Source organism: Enterobacter sp. UPMP701 (assembly GCF_053709515.1).
The window spans coordinates 16,195-33,458 of sequence record NZ_JBSKJN010000007.1 but is presented as its reverse complement, the minus strand read 5'-3'; the positions used below and the strand labels follow the sequence as shown (position 1 = coordinate 33,458).

Annotated in this window: 17 protein-coding genes; 6 read left to right on the top strand and 11 right to left on the bottom strand. The window is 56.0% G+C overall.

From position 1 onward, the window contains the following. Nucleotides 1-27: 27 nt before the first annotated feature. Nucleotides 28-1,824 carry a GmrSD restriction endonuclease domain-containing protein gene (locus ACWKXT_RS15765; protein WP_454532837.1) on the bottom strand — a complete coding sequence of 599 codons (1,797 nt, stop codon included), beginning with the start codon at nucleotides 1,822-1,824 and terminating at the stop codon, nucleotides 28-30. Between the two features lie 91 nt (nucleotides 1,825-1,915). Beyond that, the gene (locus ACWKXT_RS15760; protein ID WP_454532836.1) at nucleotides 1,916-2,785 is read right to left on the bottom strand and encodes a phosphorothioated DNA-binding restriction endonuclease; all 870 of its coding nucleotides are present in this window, start codon (nucleotides 2,783-2,785) and stop codon (nucleotides 1,916-1,918) included. A 299-nt stretch (nucleotides 2,786-3,084) separates the two neighbouring features. On the opposite strand from ACWKXT_RS15760, the gene ACWKXT_RS15755 reads away from it, so the two are divergent. Beyond that, on the top strand, nucleotides 3,085-3,540 hold the full coding sequence (locus tag ACWKXT_RS15755; RefSeq protein ID WP_454532835.1) for a SymE family type I addiction module toxin: 456 nt from the start codon (nucleotides 3,085-3,087) through the stop codon (nucleotides 3,538-3,540). 42 nt (nucleotides 3,541-3,582) lie between these two features. Here the strand turns inward: ACWKXT_RS15755 and ACWKXT_RS15750 are convergent, their stop codons facing one another. Together ACWKXT_RS15750 and guaD are read right to left on the bottom strand one after the other, a co-directional pair. Next, entirely contained in the window at nucleotides 3,583-4,347 is a 765-nt protein-coding gene (locus ACWKXT_RS15750; RefSeq protein ID WP_454532834.1) for a LecA/PA-IL family lectin, read from the bottom strand. 339 nt (nucleotides 4,348-4,686) lie between these two features. Beyond that, nucleotides 4,687-6,066: a guanine deaminase gene (gene guaD / locus ACWKXT_RS15745; protein ID WP_454532833.1), complete on the bottom strand. Its 1,380-nt coding sequence runs from the start codon at nucleotides 6,064-6,066 to the stop codon at nucleotides 4,687-4,689. Nucleotides 6,067-6,592: 526 nt separating this feature from the next. Here guaD and ACWKXT_RS15740 point away from each other — a divergent pair. The 3 genes from ACWKXT_RS15740 to ACWKXT_RS15730 are packed head-to-tail and all read left to right on the top strand — an operon-like array spanning nucleotide 6,593 to nucleotide 7,893. After that, complete coding sequence (locus ACWKXT_RS15740) at nucleotides 6,593-7,051, top strand: STM2901 family protein (protein ID WP_454532832.1); 459 nt, start codon at nucleotides 6,593-6,595, stop codon at nucleotides 7,049-7,051. Further along, the gene (locus ACWKXT_RS15735; protein WP_454532831.1) at nucleotides 7,045-7,377 is read left to right on the top strand and encodes a DUF1493 family protein; all 333 of its coding nucleotides are present in this window, start codon (nucleotides 7,045-7,047) and stop codon (nucleotides 7,375-7,377) included. Before ACWKXT_RS15740 ends, ACWKXT_RS15735 begins: the two co-directional genes overlap by 7 nt. An 18-nt stretch (nucleotides 7,378-7,395) precedes the next feature. Next, nucleotides 7,396-7,893, top strand: a complete 498-nt coding sequence (locus ACWKXT_RS15730; RefSeq protein WP_454532830.1) for an Hcp family type VI secretion system effector — start codon at nucleotides 7,396-7,398, stop codon at nucleotides 7,891-7,893. 55 nt (nucleotides 7,894-7,948) lie between these two features. Here the strand turns inward: ACWKXT_RS15730 and ACWKXT_RS15725 are convergent, their stop codons facing one another. Beyond that, on the bottom strand, nucleotides 7,949-8,290 hold the full coding sequence (locus ACWKXT_RS15725; protein WP_454532829.1) for a hypothetical protein: 342 nt from the start codon (nucleotides 8,288-8,290) through the stop codon (nucleotides 7,949-7,951). A gap of 177 nt (nucleotides 8,291-8,467) precedes the next feature. Beyond that, nucleotides 8,468-9,472: a tryptophan--tRNA ligase gene (gene trpS / locus ACWKXT_RS15720; RefSeq protein WP_454532828.1), complete on the bottom strand. Its 1,005-nt coding sequence runs from the start codon at nucleotides 9,470-9,472 to the stop codon at nucleotides 8,468-8,470. 199 nt (nucleotides 9,473-9,671) lie between these two features. Between trpS and fosA the strand changes: the two genes are divergently transcribed. Next, nucleotides 9,672-10,097 (top strand): FosA/FosA2 family fosfomycin resistance glutathione transferase, encoded by a 426-nt coding sequence (gene fosA / locus ACWKXT_RS15715; protein WP_454532827.1) that lies wholly within the window; start codon nucleotides 9,672-9,674, stop codon nucleotides 10,095-10,097. Here fosA and ACWKXT_RS15710 read toward each other — a convergent pair. Continuing rightward, nucleotides 10,083-11,090 (bottom strand): LacI family DNA-binding transcriptional regulator, encoded by a 1,008-nt coding sequence (locus ACWKXT_RS15710; protein ID WP_032670627.1) that lies wholly within the window; start codon nucleotides 11,088-11,090, stop codon nucleotides 10,083-10,085. The genes fosA and ACWKXT_RS15710 overlap by 15 nt on opposite strands. A gap of 111 nt (nucleotides 11,091-11,201) precedes the next feature. On the opposite strand from ACWKXT_RS15710, the gene ACWKXT_RS15705 reads away from it, so the two are divergent. Next, a complete protein-coding gene (locus ACWKXT_RS15705; RefSeq protein WP_454532826.1) occupies nucleotides 11,202-12,326 on the top strand; it encodes a cellulase family glycosylhydrolase in 1,125 nt (374 codons plus the stop codon). 33 nt (nucleotides 12,327-12,359) lie between these two features. On the opposite strand, the gene ACWKXT_RS15700 is transcribed toward ACWKXT_RS15705, so the two are convergent. The 4 genes from ACWKXT_RS15700 to ACWKXT_RS15685 are packed head-to-tail and all read right to left on the bottom strand — an operon-like array spanning nucleotide 12,360 to nucleotide 17,106. Then, the gene (locus tag ACWKXT_RS15700) at nucleotides 12,360-13,181 is read right to left on the bottom strand and encodes an alpha/beta fold hydrolase (RefSeq protein ID WP_454532825.1); all 822 of its coding nucleotides are present in this window, start codon (nucleotides 13,179-13,181) and stop codon (nucleotides 12,360-12,362) included. 30 nt (nucleotides 13,182-13,211) lie between these two features. Next, on the bottom strand, nucleotides 13,212-14,831 hold the full coding sequence (locus ACWKXT_RS15695; protein WP_454532824.1) for an MFS transporter: 1,620 nt from the start codon (nucleotides 14,829-14,831) through the stop codon (nucleotides 13,212-13,214). After that, nucleotides 14,828-15,235 carry a DoxX family protein gene (locus ACWKXT_RS15690; protein WP_059312690.1) on the bottom strand — a complete coding sequence of 136 codons (408 nt, stop codon included), beginning with the start codon at nucleotides 15,233-15,235 and terminating at the stop codon, nucleotides 14,828-14,830. The genes ACWKXT_RS15695 and ACWKXT_RS15690 overlap by 4 nt, the downstream gene beginning before the upstream one ends. Next, a complete protein-coding gene (locus ACWKXT_RS15685) occupies nucleotides 15,235-17,106 on the bottom strand; it encodes an amidohydrolase (RefSeq protein ID WP_059312689.1) in 1,872 nt (623 codons plus the stop codon). The genes ACWKXT_RS15690 and ACWKXT_RS15685 overlap by 1 nt, the downstream gene beginning before the upstream one ends. Nucleotides 17,107-17,264 lie beyond the last annotated feature (158 nt).

Below are 17,264 nucleotides of genomic sequence, written 5' to 3'. Positions count from 1 at the left end.
TTTTCCTCGCACAGAAGCGTATCAGAATTAAGAGTTAAGTGATTTTCCCATCGCTCTTTCAATTAAACTCAGTAATTCCTTTTGTCGCTGCTCGTAGAATTCTTCGAAGTTATCGTGACGTAGCGCACTCACTGGCATGTGATGGCTACGTAGCAGCGCATCCATTGCATCATCATCCAGCTGAACCTGTGAATGTGACTGGAGCGCTGACAGATATACAGATGGCGCTGAACCACCAATCATTCTGTTGGCCTTATAAGAAATTGGTGTTTTATTGATGATCGAATCGTACTGACGACGAGGAATGCCTTGTTTTTCACACCAGTCTTTCGGGAATATATGGTGGATATCCAGAGCGACTTCGTCTGCTTCAAGATTACGGATCTGGGATTTCCAGAACAAATCATGAGCACCATCTCGCAGAACAAGCACATTAATACCCTTATATGCCGCACTCAAACGGGAAGTGAGAGACCCCAGACGGTCAATCTGGAAATTTGCATCATTGATTGTTCTGGGCAGGTCACCGCCAGCTTCAATCCATGAAAGAAGCTCCTCGACGTCGTTAGCAATACGAGTTTCAACGGCGCCGCCATAGAGTTCACCTAACACACCGCACCAGAACCAGCGAGCAAGTTTCTGATGAATCTGCGGTTCTCTCCAGCGTTCATCATCTTTGCTACAAATAATAGTCATTACTGCAGCCAGAGGTGCAATTTGTGTACGGTACGGTAAATCACGCTGAGAGCTGAAGCACTCCTGACGCAAGAATTTTGCGGCACATTTAAACCCTTTCTCAACTGCTTCGGCCCAGTCCTGGTAAGCAGTTAAAGGCAGCTCAAGAACGGAAGCCCTTTTGGCGCTAACGGGAGATACCTGCTTTCCAGTTTTACCCGCCGCAAGGTCGGCTTTACGTTTTTCCAGCGTATGGAGCATCGTTACAGCTTGAAGGAAGTCCGTATTTTCAACCCCTTTAAGGATAGGCTCTACTGAAAGACGCTGCTTGCGAGAATCAACGTCGCGGATATCACTGCCGTACCAGTCATCCCTAAGGTTATAGCCATCAGCAGCATAACTGGCCGTTACAAGCTCAAACACCGACAACGGTACTCCACCGGTGTTCACTTTTTCAAAGACAAGACAAACGGCTTCTTTTGATGTGTCTTTTTTCAGGACAATAAGTGGGATTTGGTAATCATTATAGGCATCCAGAACTTTCGCCTTGAACTCGAAGAAGAGCTGTACTGCTTCGGAATTGTGGGTATAAAGATCTTGCAGCCAGGCCATCGCTTCGAGGATTTCGGAGCAAGGAAAATAGAGCTGCTGACACTCACGTTTTCTGTCAGAGAGATCAAGTTCAATCTTGCGGCCAAAATCGCTACGGAGCTGGCGGCTTCCATCCGTTGCGATAATTGCATCGTCCAGCCGGTCTGCACCTTCGAGCGCAGTAGGGATATGGATATAGTAATAACGATCTATCGGTTTACCTTTGTCGGTCGTCGTTTTTACCGGACCCGAGAGCTTAAGTACCTGGGTTAATGTTGTCAGACGTTGCTGGCCGTCCAGTATTAATTTTTCAGGGGCAGGAAGACCAACAGGAGACACATTTTCAACAGGGCGAACCTGAAAACGTACTTCGCCACCCGTTTCAAGAAGCATTACGGCACCGACAGGAAATGAACGACCGAGGCTTACCAACAGGCTACGAACATGTTCATCATCCCATACCCATCCGCGCTGAAAATCAGGGAGCTGAATTTTACCCTCAACGATATCTTTTAACAGATCCTTCAGCGGAAGTTTCGTACTATCAAATGTCGACATTTTCTATCCTTGCTGTGCGGAGCATAATAAATGCTGTGAAATTAATGCGATTATGAATTTGTATATTCTGTTTAATTTATCTTTATCAAATTTAGGAACGAAAAACTTCTTTTCTGTGCCACTCCACAAACCCCTCTTCTGGATAATTCCCTTTCACCATCGGCAGCGCAATCTGCTTGCCTGCAAAATCCCAGAACAATCGCCCAACAATCCCATTCCCATTTACCGCCTCAGACACGAGCACCCGCATACTCTCATCCAGTCCAATTGACCCCTTATCAAACGCCTTATGATGAATTGCGCACAGCGCCAATCCGTTCTGGATCTCACACGGCCCGCTAAACTGCTTCCACTTAATATGCGCTGCTTCGAGTCCAACAGAGGCGTTATCATGCCGCATATTGAATCCGCAAATTGCGCACTCGTAGTTATACGCACGCAACACTTGCTGGCGGAAAAGCGGATCGCGAACCTTACGGAACTGCTGGATATCAAAGCCCATTTCATCTGCGATCTCTTCCTGAATGCTTTCCGGGAAATGCGCCTCAAGGATCTTCTGTGTCAGCGAGCCGATTAGCTTCTTGTTCTTTCTCAGTAGCGCATAGTGTTCTTCATCAAAACCGCCAGCGACCTTATGTTCAACAAGCTCTTTTACCAGTGGTTGTTTGCTGCCAGTGGTGGAACAGAGTTCACTGTTCTCAAGTTCCCAGAATCCATCCCTTTTGAGTCGCCAGAAGGGCATGTTCGGGTAATGTTCTTTCCTGTCTGGACCAAAGCGTTCTAAGAGGCTTAGCAGTTGAGCGTGTACCCCGGTTCCATAATCAAACAGCCGCGCATGCCCCTGCTGATACTTCGCCAGCACGTACAGAAGCAATAAAGGCTTATGCGGCGCACGCTGTTCGCCTTTGCGCCAGATAGTGATGTCGGCAATTTCCTGTTCGAGAGTTTTGCTGGAAGCCATCGCGTTACGGAAGAAGGTAAATAATTGCGATGATGCTCGCAAAACCCAGACCAATCAACCCGAAATCAACAAAAACATGACCTTACCGCACACAACACTATTTCCTGAATCCCCCTCGCAAATTCCAAATTTCCCCCACACCAAACCGCTGTATTTATATTCAGCCCTGTATAATGAGCACCAGAAATGACGCCGAACGGCAAAGGAAGTATCAGAGAAATTTAAAGAAGAATTCGCGATATGAAGGTGCTGCAACACCCCCATACCGCTAACCACAACCAACTTGATAGGAGTTGTATATGGCTGCGATGAATTTTAAGCCAGAGTTTACTGTTTGCAAAACAGAATCAGACACTTTCACCGGCATGATTGAAAACCGCGAGCTGGTACGCAAAAACAGCGCCCGCCGACTTCACGGCAACCAGCCCGATACCGCGCCCGTCCATCCCCGCGCGGAAACGCCGCAGGAAAGTGCAGCCTGCTGCGAACTCTATGCACGCATAGACATGAAATATCTTCTGCTGGGCGGTGACTGGCTAACCCGTGCGGGCTTTATCAACGGCATGCCGGTAAAAATCCGCGCCATGAAAGACTGCATTGTGATTACGCCCCAGCATACAAGAGAATTATGGGGATGCCTGGAAGGGATGAGCGTGGTGAATATCAATAAACAGAAAGTCGCGCAGTGGTTAAAAACGTTTCCGGGGGCGTTGAATGATACCGGTGATATACCGGTCATTAAGCGTAACGCCTGAACATAGACCGCAGGGTGAAAATGAATTCCACCCTGCATAACTTCAGCGCGTAACGATCAGATTCACGTCGTAACCGCCCGTGTTATTAGCATATTCCGATGCCTTGTTGGTATCGTTAAAAATAAAGGCGATTTCTCCCTCCGTCTGGACTTTCAACGGCTTGCCGCCGGATCCGACAGAATAGATTTGATCACCAATTTTAATCAACAGCGCGCCTGCAATGGCGCCCGGCAGAACAAACGACGGGTCAGGTGCCTTAGCGGAAGGATGCTGGCTGTCGCCATCCGGTCCGAAGGTGCGTCCGCGGCTGTCATACTGGGCCTGACCCGCGGCAACCAGCAGAATGCTATCGTCCTGGCGGACGGTGATCCCGGTCTTCACCCATTCACTGCTGGTTGCAGGAATATGGCCTTTCCACTGAACGGGTTCTGGTGTCGGGTGTTCCACATCACTCCCCAGATAAACATCCGCCTGGAATGAACCGGTATTATCACTGTGGGATGAATCGCTAATGAATAATCTCAGCTCGCCGCTTTCCGGTGCAGCCAGTTGATATACGCCGGTACCGATATCATAGCTTTTGCCAGATTCGCTAAAACGCGCCTTGAGGATGGCAATATCCTTTTTTTGTCCGCCTTTACCGATATTGCCGCCCGGATAAGCCCATGCGTGCTCTTCCTTGCCATATTTGATCAGACCCGTAGCGATAATGGTGATCTTATCGCCTTTGTTGACCTTCAGACCGGTATTGATACCTTGTTCTTTTGTTGAATCAATGGCGCCAGACCATGCGCTTTTTGTAGACATGTTCTATCTCCCTTCGGATGTCAGTGTTTTGTATTTCAGCGGGGCTTAATTATTCCCGACGTGATAATAGTTATCTGATATCAACGGTACGAGACCGTGTGACGTAGACAGCGTAGAATTGGCCGTCGGTGTTGGCAAATATAAAAATGACAAATTGACGGATGTTATTTTTCTAAAAACAGGTCATGCCTGGGTTTGAGTATTTGCGTTTTAAGATAAATCTGAGTTAATTCGCTTTAGCAAAAAACGGCTCTGAATGAAAATGGAGGGGCGTATAAAGCAATTTAATTCCCCTGAGAAAATACAGGTGTTTTCTCAGGGAGATATTATGCAAGCGCGCTACTGAATATTGACGGCTTTGCCGTCCACCCAGACGCGGCTGATATTATTGCGTCTGGCGTTATAGATAATTTTCTGCAACCTGTCTTCCGGCGCGTCTTCAGCCGTATCGATATAAATATCGCTTCCGGCGGCCCGGGTATCGATCACAATGGCATCGAACTGGTAGCCGACCGCCAGTTTGCCCACACGCAGGTCAAGCACCTCTCCCGCGCCCCCGGTCGCCAGCCAGAACGCTTCCCGGAAGCTGATTGCCGAGCCGGGTCTGCCGCGTTGTTCCGAGGCGATACGGGCATCGACGCCATCATTCAGGGCTTTGCTGGCGGTCATGGCGTGGCGGCAGGCATCAAATACCGAAGGGCTATGACCGCCCGCAATATCGGTGCCTAAGCCGACGTTAAGCCCGCGGTCCAGCATGGCGCGAAGGGGGAAGACCGCATTGGCAAAGTAGAAGTTGGACAGAGGGCAGTGTGCGACGCCAGCTTGAGTTTGCTTGATCAGGTCGGCATCGTCATCTTCGATGTGGTTTGAATGCGCGAGTACGGTCTTTCTGGTCAGCAGGCCAAAATCCCGCAGCGCCGTGGTATCCGATTTACCCAAACGCTGCTTAACGTAAGCATGTTCCCAGTCGCTTTCCGAGCAGTGGGTCTGCACGTGGCAGCCTGTTTCAGTGGCAAGCTTGCCCAGGCCTTCCAGAAGCGCATCTGTACAGGACGGAATAAACCGTGGGGTGATAACCGGCAGCACGCGTTTTGCCGTATTGCCGGGGAGCTGTGCAACCGCGTGAATAAATGCGCGGGTCCCGGCGATGGCTGTCTCCGCGCTTTCATCCCGGTAGTAGTCAGGGCACTGGGAGGGGTCATCCATCGCCACCCGGCCAACCAGCGCACGCTGACCCTGCGCCAGACAGATACGGGCCAGCTCCACGCTACTTTCCGTGTGCAGGGTGGCAAAGTAGACGGCGGTGGTGGTGCCGTTTGCCAGCAGCGCGCTGACCAGTTCCGTGTAGTTGCGGCGGGCAAAGGCGATGTCAGCGTATTTTGCTTCCAGCGGGAACGTATAGTCATTCAGCCACTCTGCAAGCGGCTTATCGAGAGCCTTGCCCATCTGCGGCCACTGCGGGGCATGAACGTGGAGATCAATCAGGCCAGGCAGCAGGTACTGGTCTGAAGAGAGTTCGGTCAGATTTCCTGCCTTGCGGGCCGCGTCTCTCACGGGCCTGAACGCGCCATCGTCACCCTGTATAATATCGACAATGGTGCCGCTGCCGTCGATACAGAACAGTGTGTCAGTAAAGTGGGTTACACGGTCTTTCGATTCGGCCGTGTAGCCCTGAGCGCTGACAACCTGCTGCCAGGGGAATGCGTGTAGGGTGTTCATATCGTCGTCCTTATTCATCATCACGCTGAAAGGGAAATTACTCCAAAGTCATGCATTATTATTCGCTCAAAAAGCCTGGCATAAAATCACAATACATCAACTTATTGATGAGTTAATAAGGTGGCATTTGTTTCTGTATTTGCGGGGATAATAAAGGGAGACTGTAATGATAAGCGGAAGTTGCTGGGGCTTATTTGGCAAAGTAGTTAAATAACCGACGTGTTATCCACTCTTTGAATCTCTTTTTTCTTGCGCTCTTTTTCTTATACTTTTTATTGTGGTGAATCCCCCTGTGCGGTGGGGCATAATTTATGGGTTAACGTCATTATGCGGGCTTTGCTCACCGGGAGGCACCCGGCACCACAGCTCTTTTTTTGCAGTATTTCATATAATGATTGTGAATATTAACTGCGAATAGTTGTTTTCAGATGAATGTTTGATTTTTTATGAAAAATAAGCTGTGTCTCTCAAGATAAATTTTTATCAGATTTTATTATCTCTTCCTGGAGCAATCCTCGGAGGAAGAATGGACACAACTGAAGAACTAAATGGAACGTATTTTTATGCTGGCAGAACAAATCTTACCGCTGGCGGCTTTTTCTTTATGATTTACTGCGAATCAATTGCCGATCATTTTGGTATTGACGATGTCGCTGGAATTGCTGCGCTATACAGCGGTGCTAATAATCAGAAGACCAGAAAGAAACCCGCGGGAGCGAAGGAAGGAACGTCCCGAGCCTCGAAAGCCATGAGGCGCTATTTCAAACAAGCTAAGTTCCCGTATGGCATCAGGCTCCCGACATGGATTGGCGGCTACACGCCATGGACTGTACGCTGTAGGATGGTTTCACAAATCAGTACGTTTATCGGAAGAACGATTCCATTAGTTGGTATGGTGATATTAGTCGCTGACGTATCATTAATCACCTATGCTGCTATACGTGATTATAATCGAATCGCACGGGGCACAGACAAACTATGGTAGAGGATATTGAGCCGCGCATCTACGCCTTAGCCAGACGCTATAACGGCGTTTATCTGATGAATAACGAAGCGAAGCAAAAATTACTGAATGCTAAAACTGATTTGGATACTGACTTGCAGCTTGATGTCACTGAAGCAGAAGATTTAATGGAAGAGTTTTTTAAAGAATTTGATGTTGATAGAGGGAATTTTAACATAAACACCTACTATCCTGATGAGCCCTTTTCATGGAATCCATTCAAGAAATTCCCTGTGGTGATGGTTCCAGATTTCACTATTGGAATGCTTATCGAATCCGTAAAAGCGGGCAAATGGTTATACGACTAAAAAGCAAGGAGCAATAGAATGGCCGTACCTGTACATCTCTTTTTAACCAATGACGGCGGCACAATGATTTGTGGTTCTTGTGACGTTGCACAAAGGGAAGGAAGTATTGAACTAAGAGGATTACAACATAACCTCAGCCTGCCAACCGACTCGGCAACGGGAAAGGTCACCGGCACTCGCCAACATTCGCCGTTTCAGTTTACCAGGGAATTGGATAGCTCTTCGCCCTATCTGTTCAAAGCGGCAGCAACGGGTCAGACCCTTAAAACGGCAGAATTCAGGTTTTATCATATTAACTATTCCGGACAAGAGGAGGAGTATTACCGAATCACGCTCGAGAATGTTAAGGTCATTTCTGTGAGTCCAGTAATGTACGACACTCGAGGCTGTCCGGGGACGGGGCATATGGAGGAGGTGGCGTTTAATTATGAGAAGATTACCCATTTGTACAAGGACGGTAACTTGTTAGCGCACGATGCGTGGAATGAACGCCCAACCTCTGGCACTGCTGCATAACGTTATATGAACTTGCCCGCCAGCGTTTCGTATGCGCGGGCAGGGATTATCATTACTAATCTCTTTTCATAAATGATGGCCTAAACATCATAAAAATAATCCATGCAAACATCCCAATAATCTTTATCGGCCAGGGTTCTAACACATCCAGACACACAATTGCGCCAATCACTAATAGCGGTCCTTCAACTAATTCAGCTATCCCCCCTAAAAGATGTAAGTTATGAGGCAGTACCCGATTAAGTAATGTCGCAATAAGCTGTGCACTTCCTAATATGATTGTTATTGCGATTGTACGGTCCTCCCAGTTATCAAAACTAACCAAAAAAATGAGGCATGTAGCTAGTACATAACCACAAAAAAATATATTCAGCATGTAAATGATAAACTTGCTCATAACATTTGCTACGACGTTCGAAAAATATAAAGAGTCTATGAATATAGCGCTCTCAACAGAATGACAAACGACATTGGCTAATAATGCATTTTAGAGTTTATTGCGCCTCGCGGATTTCCGTAATAATCAAGTTAGCGGTTTCATGCCTATCCCACGCACTCCACCGCTAAACCTAACTTAACTAAACACCGGCACCCCCAGCCCAACCTTCACCTCCCTCAACGTCTCCTGCGTCACCCCCTGCGCCCGCTCGGTCCCGCGCTTCAGCATCGCCATCAGCTCCCCCTTATCTTGCATATACATCGCCCTCCGCTCCCGCATTGGCGCAATCAATTCCTGCAAACACCCCTCCAGCTCGTTCTTGCAAACCCGGTCCCCAAGCCCGCCCGCCTGGTAGTGCGCCTTCATCGCCGCCACTTTCTCCCTGTCCGGATGAAACGCGTCGAGGTACGTAAACACCACGTTCCCCTCAATCTGCCCCGGGTCGCTCACCTTCAGGTGATTCGGGTCGGTGTACATGGCGCTGACCGCACGGTGAATCGTCTCTTCGCTGGCCGAAAGGTGCAGCGTGTTGCCGAGCGATTTCGACATCTTGGCGCTGCCGTCGATGCCGGGCAGGCGGCTGGTGTCGCTCAGCATCGCCTTGCAGTGGCGCAGCACCGGGGCGGGTAGCAGGCTGTTCATCTTGTGCACAATCTCGTTGGTCTGCTCAATCATCGGCAGCTGGTCGTCGCCGACGGGCACGCACTCGGCCTTGAACGCGGTGATGTCCGCTGCCTGGCTGATGGGGTAGGCCATAAACCCGACCGGCAGCGAGCGGGCGAAACCCTTCTGCGCAATCTCGTTTTTCACCGTCGGGTTACGCTCCACGCGGGCGACGGTGACGATATTCATATACAGCATCGTCAGCTCGGCGAGGGCGGGCAGGGCGGACTGCAGGCAGATCGTGGTCAGGTTAGGGTCGATGCCGGCAGCGAGGTAGTCGGCCAGCACTTCGGGGATGTTGTCGCGAATTTTCTGCGGGTTGCTGCCGTTGTCGGTCAGCCCCTGGAGGTCGGCAATCAGCACAAACTGGTTGTGCGTGTGCTGGAGCGCCACGCGCTGGCGCAGCGATCCGACGAAGTGGCCGAGGTGCAGCGGGCCGGTTGGGCGGTCGCCGGTGAGGATGGTGGGTGCGTTCATAAAGACTCCTTAATGTGCAGCAGCCGAAAGGGGTCTTAGAAATGTGGAAGCCGCCTTTCGGCGGCTATCTGAAAATGGGGAAAACAACTCCGTGCCGCCTTTAAGAAGGCAGCCACCAGCGGTTTACGGTGAGCACGGCGTGGTTTATGTTCATCTCTTTACCGTACCACGTCCGGCGCGAAAAACAAAAGGGCACGTCATGCTGCAATCACTCAACCACCTGACCCTCGCGGTCAGCGACCTGCAAAAAAGCATCAGCTTCTGGCACGAGCTGCTGGGGCTGACGCTGCACGCCCGCTGGAATACCGGGGCCTATCTCACCTGCGGCGATCTGTGGGTCTGCCTGTCGTACGACGAGGTGCGCCAGTACGTGCCGCCGCAGGAGAGCGACTATACCCACTACGCGTTTACCGTGGCGGAAGAAGATTTTGAACCGTTCTCGCACAGGCTGGAGCAGGCGGGCGTCACCGTCTGGAAGCAGAACAAAAGCGAGGGGGCGTCGTTCTATTTTCTCGACCCGGACGGGCACAAGCTGGAGCTGCACGTTGGCAGCCTCGCCGCGCGGCTGGCGGCGTGTCGCGAGAAGCCCTACGCGGGCATGGTGTTTACCTCAGACGAGGCTTGAGGCGCGCACCTTCAGCCTGCCCGCCAGCGTCACGTGCGTGGCGGCATCTTCCTGATTGCATAGGTACTCCACCGCCAGCCGCCCCAGCTCGCTGTAGGGCAGCTGGATACTGGTCAGCGGCGGGGTGAGCTGCTCGGAGATCTTCTGGTCGTCGTAGCCCGCCAGCAGCATGTCCTGCGGAATGCGCACGCCGTTCACCGCCAGCGCCTGATAGCAGCCAATCGCCAGCCAGTCGCTGGCGCAGAAGATGGCGTCTGGGCGCTCGGCCAGTTCCAGCAGCGAAGCTGTCGCGGTAAAGGACTCGCTGAACTGCCAGTTGGTCTGGCGCACCAGGCCGTCGTCGCACGCGAGTCCGGCCTGCTGCAGCGCCGCCTGGTAGCCCGCCAGACGCTGGCGCGAGGCCTCCATCCAGCTCTCCCCGGTGATGTGGGCGATGCGCGTGGCCCCGCAGGCGATGAGGTGTTTAGTGACCTGGAAGGCGTTGGCGTAATCGTCCGGGATAAACGACGGCAGCAGCGGCGAGCCGGGGTCGCGCTGGTTGAGCAGCACCAGCGGGATGCGGGTGCAGTCCTGGAATGCCGTCATGTCCACCAGCGTGGTGACCGGAGACGCGAGAATAATCCCGATGCAGTTGCGCTTCTCCAGCTGGCGGATGATGTTCAGCGCCAGCTCGATGTCGTCGCCGTAGTCGTAGACGGTGAGCAGGGTCTCGTTGCGCCACGCGGCTTCCCGCGCCTGGCTGATGGCGTCGATAAACGGGTCGAAGCTCTGCATGGAACTGACCAGCAGGGCGATCTCTTCCTGGTTGCGCGGGGCGTGAACAGCGGGGAGGCGGTCGTAGCCGAGTTCGGTGGCGACGTTAATCACCCGCTGGCGGGTGTCGTCGCTGAGCTTGATGTTGCGGGACTGGTTGAGCACCAGCGATACCGTCGCCTGCGACACGCCCGCCGCCCGCGCAATATCGTTCATCGTCACTTTCGTTTTTCGCTTCATCCGTCCTCTCCTTTTCGCGCCTGCGTGAACGTTGTGAAGGGTTTCGCAGTTTACGCATTTATCCTTCGGATAATATTTATTAGCTAAATTTTATCAGCAAAAGGACACATTATGAAAGAGCAGTGGAGCAGGGAGCAGACACAGGCGTGGTATCAGAAAAAAGGCTGGCTGTGCGGGTTTAACTACCTGCCGTCGACGGCGGTGAACTGGACCGATATCTGGCAGGAAGAGACGTTCGATGCCGCAACCATCGAGCGCGAGCTGGGCTGGGCGGCGGAGGCGGGCTACAACACCCTGCGCATCAACCTGCCGTTTATCGTCTGGGAGCACGACCGCGACGGGCTGATGGCGCGCATCGACCGGTTTTTGACGATTGCCGACGGTCACGGGTTCAGCACCATGCTGACCCTGATGGACGACTGCGGCTTCTCCGGCGACGAGCCGTACCTCGGCCCGCAAAAGCCGCCGGTGCCGGGCAAGCACAACAGCCAGGCGGCGGCGAGCCCGGGGCGTGACAAGGTGTGCGATCCCGGCTGCTGGGGAGACATTGAACGCTATATCCGCGACGTTGTCCGGCAGTTCCGCGAGGATAAGCGCGTGCTGCTGTGGGATCTGTATAACGAGCCGGGCAACCGCGGCATTTTCGCGACGGGCACGCAGGAGGTGCAGTACGACGCGAAGCTGGAGACCTGCGCCCATAAGCTTATGAAGCTCGCGTTCCAGTGGGTGCGTGAAGAAGACCCTACCCAGCCGCTCACCGTCTGCGCGTGGCGTCTGCCGCCGGAAGAGGAGGGCGAGACGTTCTTCCGGCATCCGCTGGACCAGACCGCGCTGGCGCTCTCGGACGTGGTGAGCTTCCACGCCTACACCCACACCGGGCGCATGACGGCGATTATCCAGCAGCTGCAACAGCTCGGCCGCCCGCTGTTCTGCACCGAATGGCTGGCGCGCCACGTGGGCAGCACCATCGAAGAGCAGCTTCCGCTGATGTACGCGGCGAAGGTCGCGCCGTACCAGTGGGGGCTGGTGCGCGGCAAAACCCAGACGTGGCTGCCGTGGCCGGTGGTGATGAAGGAGTCCACGGACTACTGCCGCCTCTGGTTCCACGACGTGTTCGAGGAGAACGGCATTCCGTTCTCGCGCCGTGAAATCGCGCTGATGCAGTATCTGCGCAAGATCGCCCCGGGTGGCGGCTGCGCCTTATCCGGCCTGCAAAATCAACCTTTACAGGCCTGATAAGCGAAGCGCCATCAGGCTTCGCGTAATGACTTACAGCGACTTCACAAACGCCAGCAGATCTTCGTTGAGCTGGTCCTGGTGGGTCAGCGCGAAGCCGTGCGGCGCGTTGTCGTACACCTTCAGCGTGGCGTCTTTGATCATCTCTGCCGCCAGCTTGCCGGTGCTTTCAAACGGCACGATCTGGTCGTTGCTGCCGTGGATCACCAGTGTCGGAACGTCGATTTTCGCCATATCCGGGCGGAAGTCGGTTTCGCCGAACGCGGTCACGCAGTCGATGGTGCCCTTCAAAGACGCCAGCAGGGCGATGTTCAGCGTCTGGGTGAGGGCACCGGCAGAGACGGTCTGCCCGGCGTTGGTGCCGTAGAACGGGGTGGCGAAGTCGCTGATGAACTGGGCGCGATCTTTACGCAGCCCGTCGCGAATGCCGTCGAACACGCTCTGATCCACACCCTGCGGGAAGGTGTCGGATTTGCCGAAGATTGGCGTCACCGCGCCCAGCAGCGCCAGACCGGCGACGCGCGCGCTGCCGTAGTTGTTGATGTAGCGCGTCACGTCGCCGCCGCCCATGGAGAAGCCCACCAGCGTCACGTCCTGCAGGTCCAGGGTGGTAATCAGGTCGTTGATGTCGGACGCAAAGGTGTCGTAGTCGTAGCCGTTCCACGGCTGATCCGAGCGGCCAAAGCCGCGACGGTCAAAGGCGATGGCGCGGAAGCCGCGCTCCGCCAGGTAGTTCAGCTGGCTGTCCCACATGTCGCCGTCCAGCGGCCAGCCGTGGCTGAAGAGAACCGGTTTGCCCGCGCCGCCGTCTTTGTAGTAAATCTGCGTGCCGTCTTTTGCCTTAAACGTTGCCATAGTGTGTTCCTGTGCAGGTGATGGTTAGGGTTATACCGGCGCGACCAGGTAGCGAATTGCCGGTGATGTTGTGCCCTGATGAAAAGCCAGAACGCGGCTCTGCAGCAGGAGGTCATTCATGGTGTGGCGCTCCTGCTGGCGCAGATGCTCAATCCAGGAGCCCATCAGGAAGGTCTCGATAAACAGGCCGGGGCGCTCAATATCTTCGTATACCGCCCAGCTCATCGCTCCGGCGCGGCGGCGCACCCGGCGAAGCTCGTGAACCGCCTCCAGGAAGGCTTTCGCGTTCTGCGGGTCGATGATGTACTCGTGCGACACCAGCACCGGGCCGCGCTCGTTGGGCAGGTCAATCTCCACGCCGTCCAGCGGCTGGCCGCTGAGGTCGAGGTTCAGATCCGGATCTTTGCCCAGCTTCCAGCGGAACACCGTCGCGCTCGCCAGCACCATCCCCAGCGTGGCGACAACCAGCGAGGTCGGGGTGCCGAACCGGGAGGCGATCTGCCCCCAGATGGCGCTGCCCGCGGTCATCGAGCCGAAGAACACCGTCAGGTAGACCGCCAGCGCGCGGGCCTTCACCCAGCGGGCGGCGCTGCGCTGCGCGCCGAGGTTCAGCGTTGAAAGCACCGCAATCCACGCGAAGCCGGTGAAGAACTCAAACAGATTCAGCAGCCAGACGTGGCGCACGAACGCCAGCGCCAGCATGGTGAGGGCAAAGGTCAGGCTGGCGGCCACCATCAGGCGGTCGGCATTCAGCCGCTGGCGCAGGCGCGGAAGCAGAATGGCCCCGGCAATCGCCCCCAGGCCAATGCACGCCAGCATTACGCCGTAGCCCGCCGGGCCTAAGCCCAGCTCGCGGCGCGCCACCAGCGGCAGCAGTGCCCAGCCCGCGCTGCCGAAAACGAAGAAGGCCACGGTGCGCACCAGCACGTTGCGCAGCACCGGCGCGGCGTGCACGTAGCGAATCCCGGAGCGCACCGCAGAGAAGAAGTGCTCCGGCGGCAGGCGCTGTATGGACGGGGCCGGACGCCAGCGCCACAGCACCCACGCCACGCCGACCACGGAGAGCGCGTTCAGGGCAAACACCATCCACGGCCCGGCGAGCGAGAGCAGAAAACCGCCCAGCGCGGGGCCAATCGCCCGGCTGATGTTCACCCCGAGCGAGTTCAGCGCCACGGCGGCGCCCAGTTCCGGCTTGCTCACCAGATCGGGCACCACGGCCTGGAACGGCGGCGAGCTCATCGCCGCGCCCACGCTCAGCAGAAACGTCGCCACCAGCAGAACGGTGGGGGTGACGTGTCCGGTGAAGGAGAGCACCGTCAGCCCGGCGGCGGCGATGAACACCCACAGCTGGGAGAAGAGCAGGTATTTACGTCGGTCGACGATGTCCGCCATCACCCCGGACGGCAGGGCGAAGAGGAACATCGGCAGGCTGCTGGCCGCCTGCACCAGCGCGATATCCAGCGGGTCGGCGCTCAGGGCCAGCATGCTCCAGTTGATACCGACGTCGCTCATCCATGAGCCGACGTTAGAGACCACCGTGGCGATCCACAGCATGCGGAACACCGGCTGGCTCAGCGGCTGCCAGGGCGAAACCGTCGATGCGGGCGTCGTCTCGACGTGTGCGTCGCGAACGTCGTTAACCTGGGTCATGCGAACCTCTCCGTTGCCTTACGCTGCAGCCGCCACTGGCCCGGCCCGGTGAGGGCGAGGGTGGTGAAGATAATCAGCAGCAGCCAGCCAAACTGCCCTTCGGCAATCGACCAGTTCGGGTGGACCGCCAGCATCGCCACCAGCAGCACGGCGATAATCGGCAGGCACGCCAGGCGGGTGTACACGCCCGCAATGATAAACAGCGGGCAGATCACCTCGGCGACAATCGCCGGGATCAGGCTGGCGTAAGGCCCGAAGCCGAACGGATCTTCAATGCGCGTCAGCTCTTCGCTGAAGTGCAGCACCTTCGGCAGGCCGTGCACGTAAAGCAGCAGCAGGCTGCCGGTCAGGCGCAGGAAGAACAGCCCCAGGTCGACCCGGGGCGGAGCAAAGGTGTTTTTCATCAGAATGCAAAGCAGCTGCAGCCCAGCGCCCCCCAGAAAGCGTTATCGTCGGACACCGGCATCTCTGACGTGCGGGCGAAATCATGCTGGTGGCTGTGAACCCCGCACGGGCCGCTGCAGTGGTGAACCACACTCAAGCCGACGCGTGCGGCCTGCGGCGGCGCGCTGCGGTAGTGGCCCGGCACCTTCACCACCGGGGACCACTCGGGCAGAACCGGAATGGCCGGCGGCGCGAGCGGGCCAAAGCTGCCTGCGGCGTAAACGATGTCGCCGTTGACCACCGTCAGGACGGATTCGATGCCCTTGATCTCCTCTTCCGGCACGCGGAAGTAGTCTTTGCTCAGCACCGCCAGGTCGGCGAGCTGGCCGACCTTGATCTGCCCCTTCTGGTTCTGCTCGCTGGAGAACCACGCGCTGCCCTGGGTCCAGAGCATCAGGGCGGTATCGCGATCCAGGCGGGCGCTGTGATCGTACATCTGCATCCCGCCGACGGTGCGGCCGGAGACCAGCCAGTAGAGGGCGGTCCACGGGTTGTAGCTCGCCACGCGGGTGGCATCGGTGCCTAAGCCCACCGGTACGCCGGTCTCGAGCATTTTCGCCACCGGCGGCGTGTGGCGGGTGGCTTCGATCCCGTAGCGCTCGGCGAAGTATTCGCCCTGGAAGGCCATGCGGTGCTGGACGGCAATGCCGCCGCCCAGTTCTTTGATGCGGTCGATGTTGGCCTGGGTAACGGTTTCCGCGTGGTCGAAGAACCAGTGCAGGCCGTTGAACGGAATGTCGCGGTTCACCTTCTCGAAGACGTCCAGCATGCGGCTGATGGATTCGTTATAGGTGGCGTGCAGGCGGAACGGCCAGCGGTGCTCCACCAGATGGCGCACCACGCGCTCCAGCTCGTCCTCCATGCCCGGCGCGAGGTCCGGGCGCGGCTCGAGGAAGTCTTCAAAATCGGCGGCGGAGAAGACCAGCATCTCGCCCGCGCCGTTGTGGCGGAAGAAATCGCTGCCCTGGCCCGGCGTGAGCATGTCGGTCCATTTTTCAAAGTCTTCCAGCTCGTGGCCCGGACGCTGGGTAAACAGGTTGTAGGCGATGCGGATGGTCATCTGCTTTTTCTCGTGCAGCTCGGCGATCACCTCGTAATCTTCCGGGTAGTTCTGGAAGCCGCCGCCCGCGTCGATGGCGCTGGTCAGCCCCAGGCGGTTCAGCTCGCGCATGAACTGGCGCGTGGAGTTGACCTGCTGCTCCAGCGGCAGTTTCGGCCCTTTGGCCAGCGTGGCGTAGAGGATCATGGCGTTCGGACGGGCAATCAGCATCCCGGTTGGGTTGCCGTTGGCGTCGCGCTGGATCTCCCCCCCCGGCGGGTTCGGCGTGTCTTTGGTGTAGCCGACCACCTTCAGCGCGGCGCGGTTGAGCAGGGCGCGGTCGTACAGGTGCAGGATGAAGACCGGGGTATCCGGCGCGGCGTCGTTGATCTCGTCCAGCGTCGGCATGCGGCGCTCGGCAAACTGGAATTCGGTCCAGCCGCCCACCACGCGCACCCACTGGGGCGACGGCGTGCGCAGGGCCTGCTCTTTCAGCATCCGCAGGGCGTCGGCCAGCGAAGGCACGCCTTCCCAGCGCAGCTCGAGGTTGTAGTTCAGCCCGCCGCGAATCAGGTGCAGGTGCGAGTCGTTCAGGCCGGGGATGGCGGTGTGGCCTTTTAAGTCAACCACTTTAGTGCCGTCGCAGTGGTGCTGCATCACCTCGGCGACGGTACCCACTTCCAGAAATTTTCCGTCGCGCACGGCAACGGCTTCCGCGACGGGGTTTTCGCGATCGACGGTGTGAAACTGGCCGTTAACCAGAATGAGATCGGCTTTACCGAGGGTAACCATAAACTGCTCCTGACTGAGAGGGGAATGGTCAGGATTATGGGAACCGGTTTCGGCAAAGATCCAGTTATACAATAGGATAGGTATACCAAAGTATAACTATACCTAAGGTTAACTATACGAAGAGATAATTACGCCCAAGGACGGAAAACCGCAGGATG

What these genes read in the sequence shown, in the direction of transcription:
- ACWKXT_RS15755 (WP_454532835.1), top strand. Translation starts at nt 3,085, where the DNA reads ATGGCTGCGATGAATTTTAAGCCAGAGTTTACTGTTTGCAAAACAGAA.
- ACWKXT_RS15765 (WP_454532837.1), bottom strand. Translation starts at nt 1,824, where the DNA reads ATGTCGACATTTGATAGTACGAAACTTCCGCTGAAGGATCTGTTAAAA.
- ACWKXT_RS15725 (WP_454532829.1), bottom strand. Translation starts at nt 8,290, where the DNA reads ATGAGCAAGTTTATCATTTACATGCTGAATATATTTTTTTGTGGTTAT.
- fosA (WP_454532827.1), top strand. Translation starts at nt 9,672, where the DNA reads ATGCTGCAATCACTCAACCACCTGACCCTCGCGGTCAGCGACCTGCAA.
- ACWKXT_RS15705 (WP_454532826.1), top strand. Translation starts at nt 11,202, where the DNA reads ATGAAAGAGCAGTGGAGCAGGGAGCAGACACAGGCGTGGTATCAGAAA.
- ACWKXT_RS15735 (WP_454532831.1), top strand. Translation starts at nt 7,045, where the DNA reads ATGGTAGAGGATATTGAGCCGCGCATCTACGCCTTAGCCAGACGCTAT.
- trpS (WP_454532828.1), bottom strand. Translation starts at nt 9,472, where the DNA reads ATGAACGCACCCACCATCCTCACCGGCGACCGCCCAACCGGCCCGCTG.
- ACWKXT_RS15740 (WP_454532832.1), top strand. Translation starts at nt 6,593, where the DNA reads ATGGACACAACTGAAGAACTAAATGGAACGTATTTTTATGCTGGCAGA.
- ACWKXT_RS15710 (WP_032670627.1), bottom strand. Translation starts at nt 11,090, where the DNA reads ATGAAGCGAAAAACGAAAGTGACGATGAACGATATTGCGCGGGCGGCG.
- ACWKXT_RS15690 (WP_059312690.1), bottom strand. Translation starts at nt 15,235, where the DNA reads ATGAAAAACACCTTTGCTCCGCCCCGGGTCGACCTGGGGCTGTTCTTC.
- ACWKXT_RS15695 (WP_454532824.1), bottom strand. Translation starts at nt 14,831, where the DNA reads ATGACCCAGGTTAACGACGTTCGCGACGCACACGTCGAGACGACGCCC.
- ACWKXT_RS15685 (WP_059312689.1), bottom strand. Translation starts at nt 17,106, where the DNA reads ATGGTTACCCTCGGTAAAGCCGATCTCATTCTGGTTAACGGCCAGTTT.
- ACWKXT_RS15760 (WP_454532836.1), bottom strand. Translation starts at nt 2,785, where the DNA reads ATGGCTTCCAGCAAAACTCTCGAACAGGAAATTGCCGACATCACTATC.
- ACWKXT_RS15700 (WP_454532825.1), bottom strand. Translation starts at nt 13,181, where the DNA reads ATGGCAACGTTTAAGGCAAAAGACGGCACGCAGATTTACTACAAAGAC.
- ACWKXT_RS15730 (WP_454532830.1), top strand. Translation starts at nt 7,396, where the DNA reads ATGGCCGTACCTGTACATCTCTTTTTAACCAATGACGGCGGCACAATG.
- ACWKXT_RS15750 (WP_454532834.1), bottom strand. Translation starts at nt 4,347, where the DNA reads ATGTCTACAAAAAGCGCATGGTCTGGCGCCATTGATTCAACAAAAGAA.
- guaD (WP_454532833.1), bottom strand. Translation starts at nt 6,066, where the DNA reads ATGAACACCCTACACGCATTCCCCTGGCAGCAGGTTGTCAGCGCTCAG.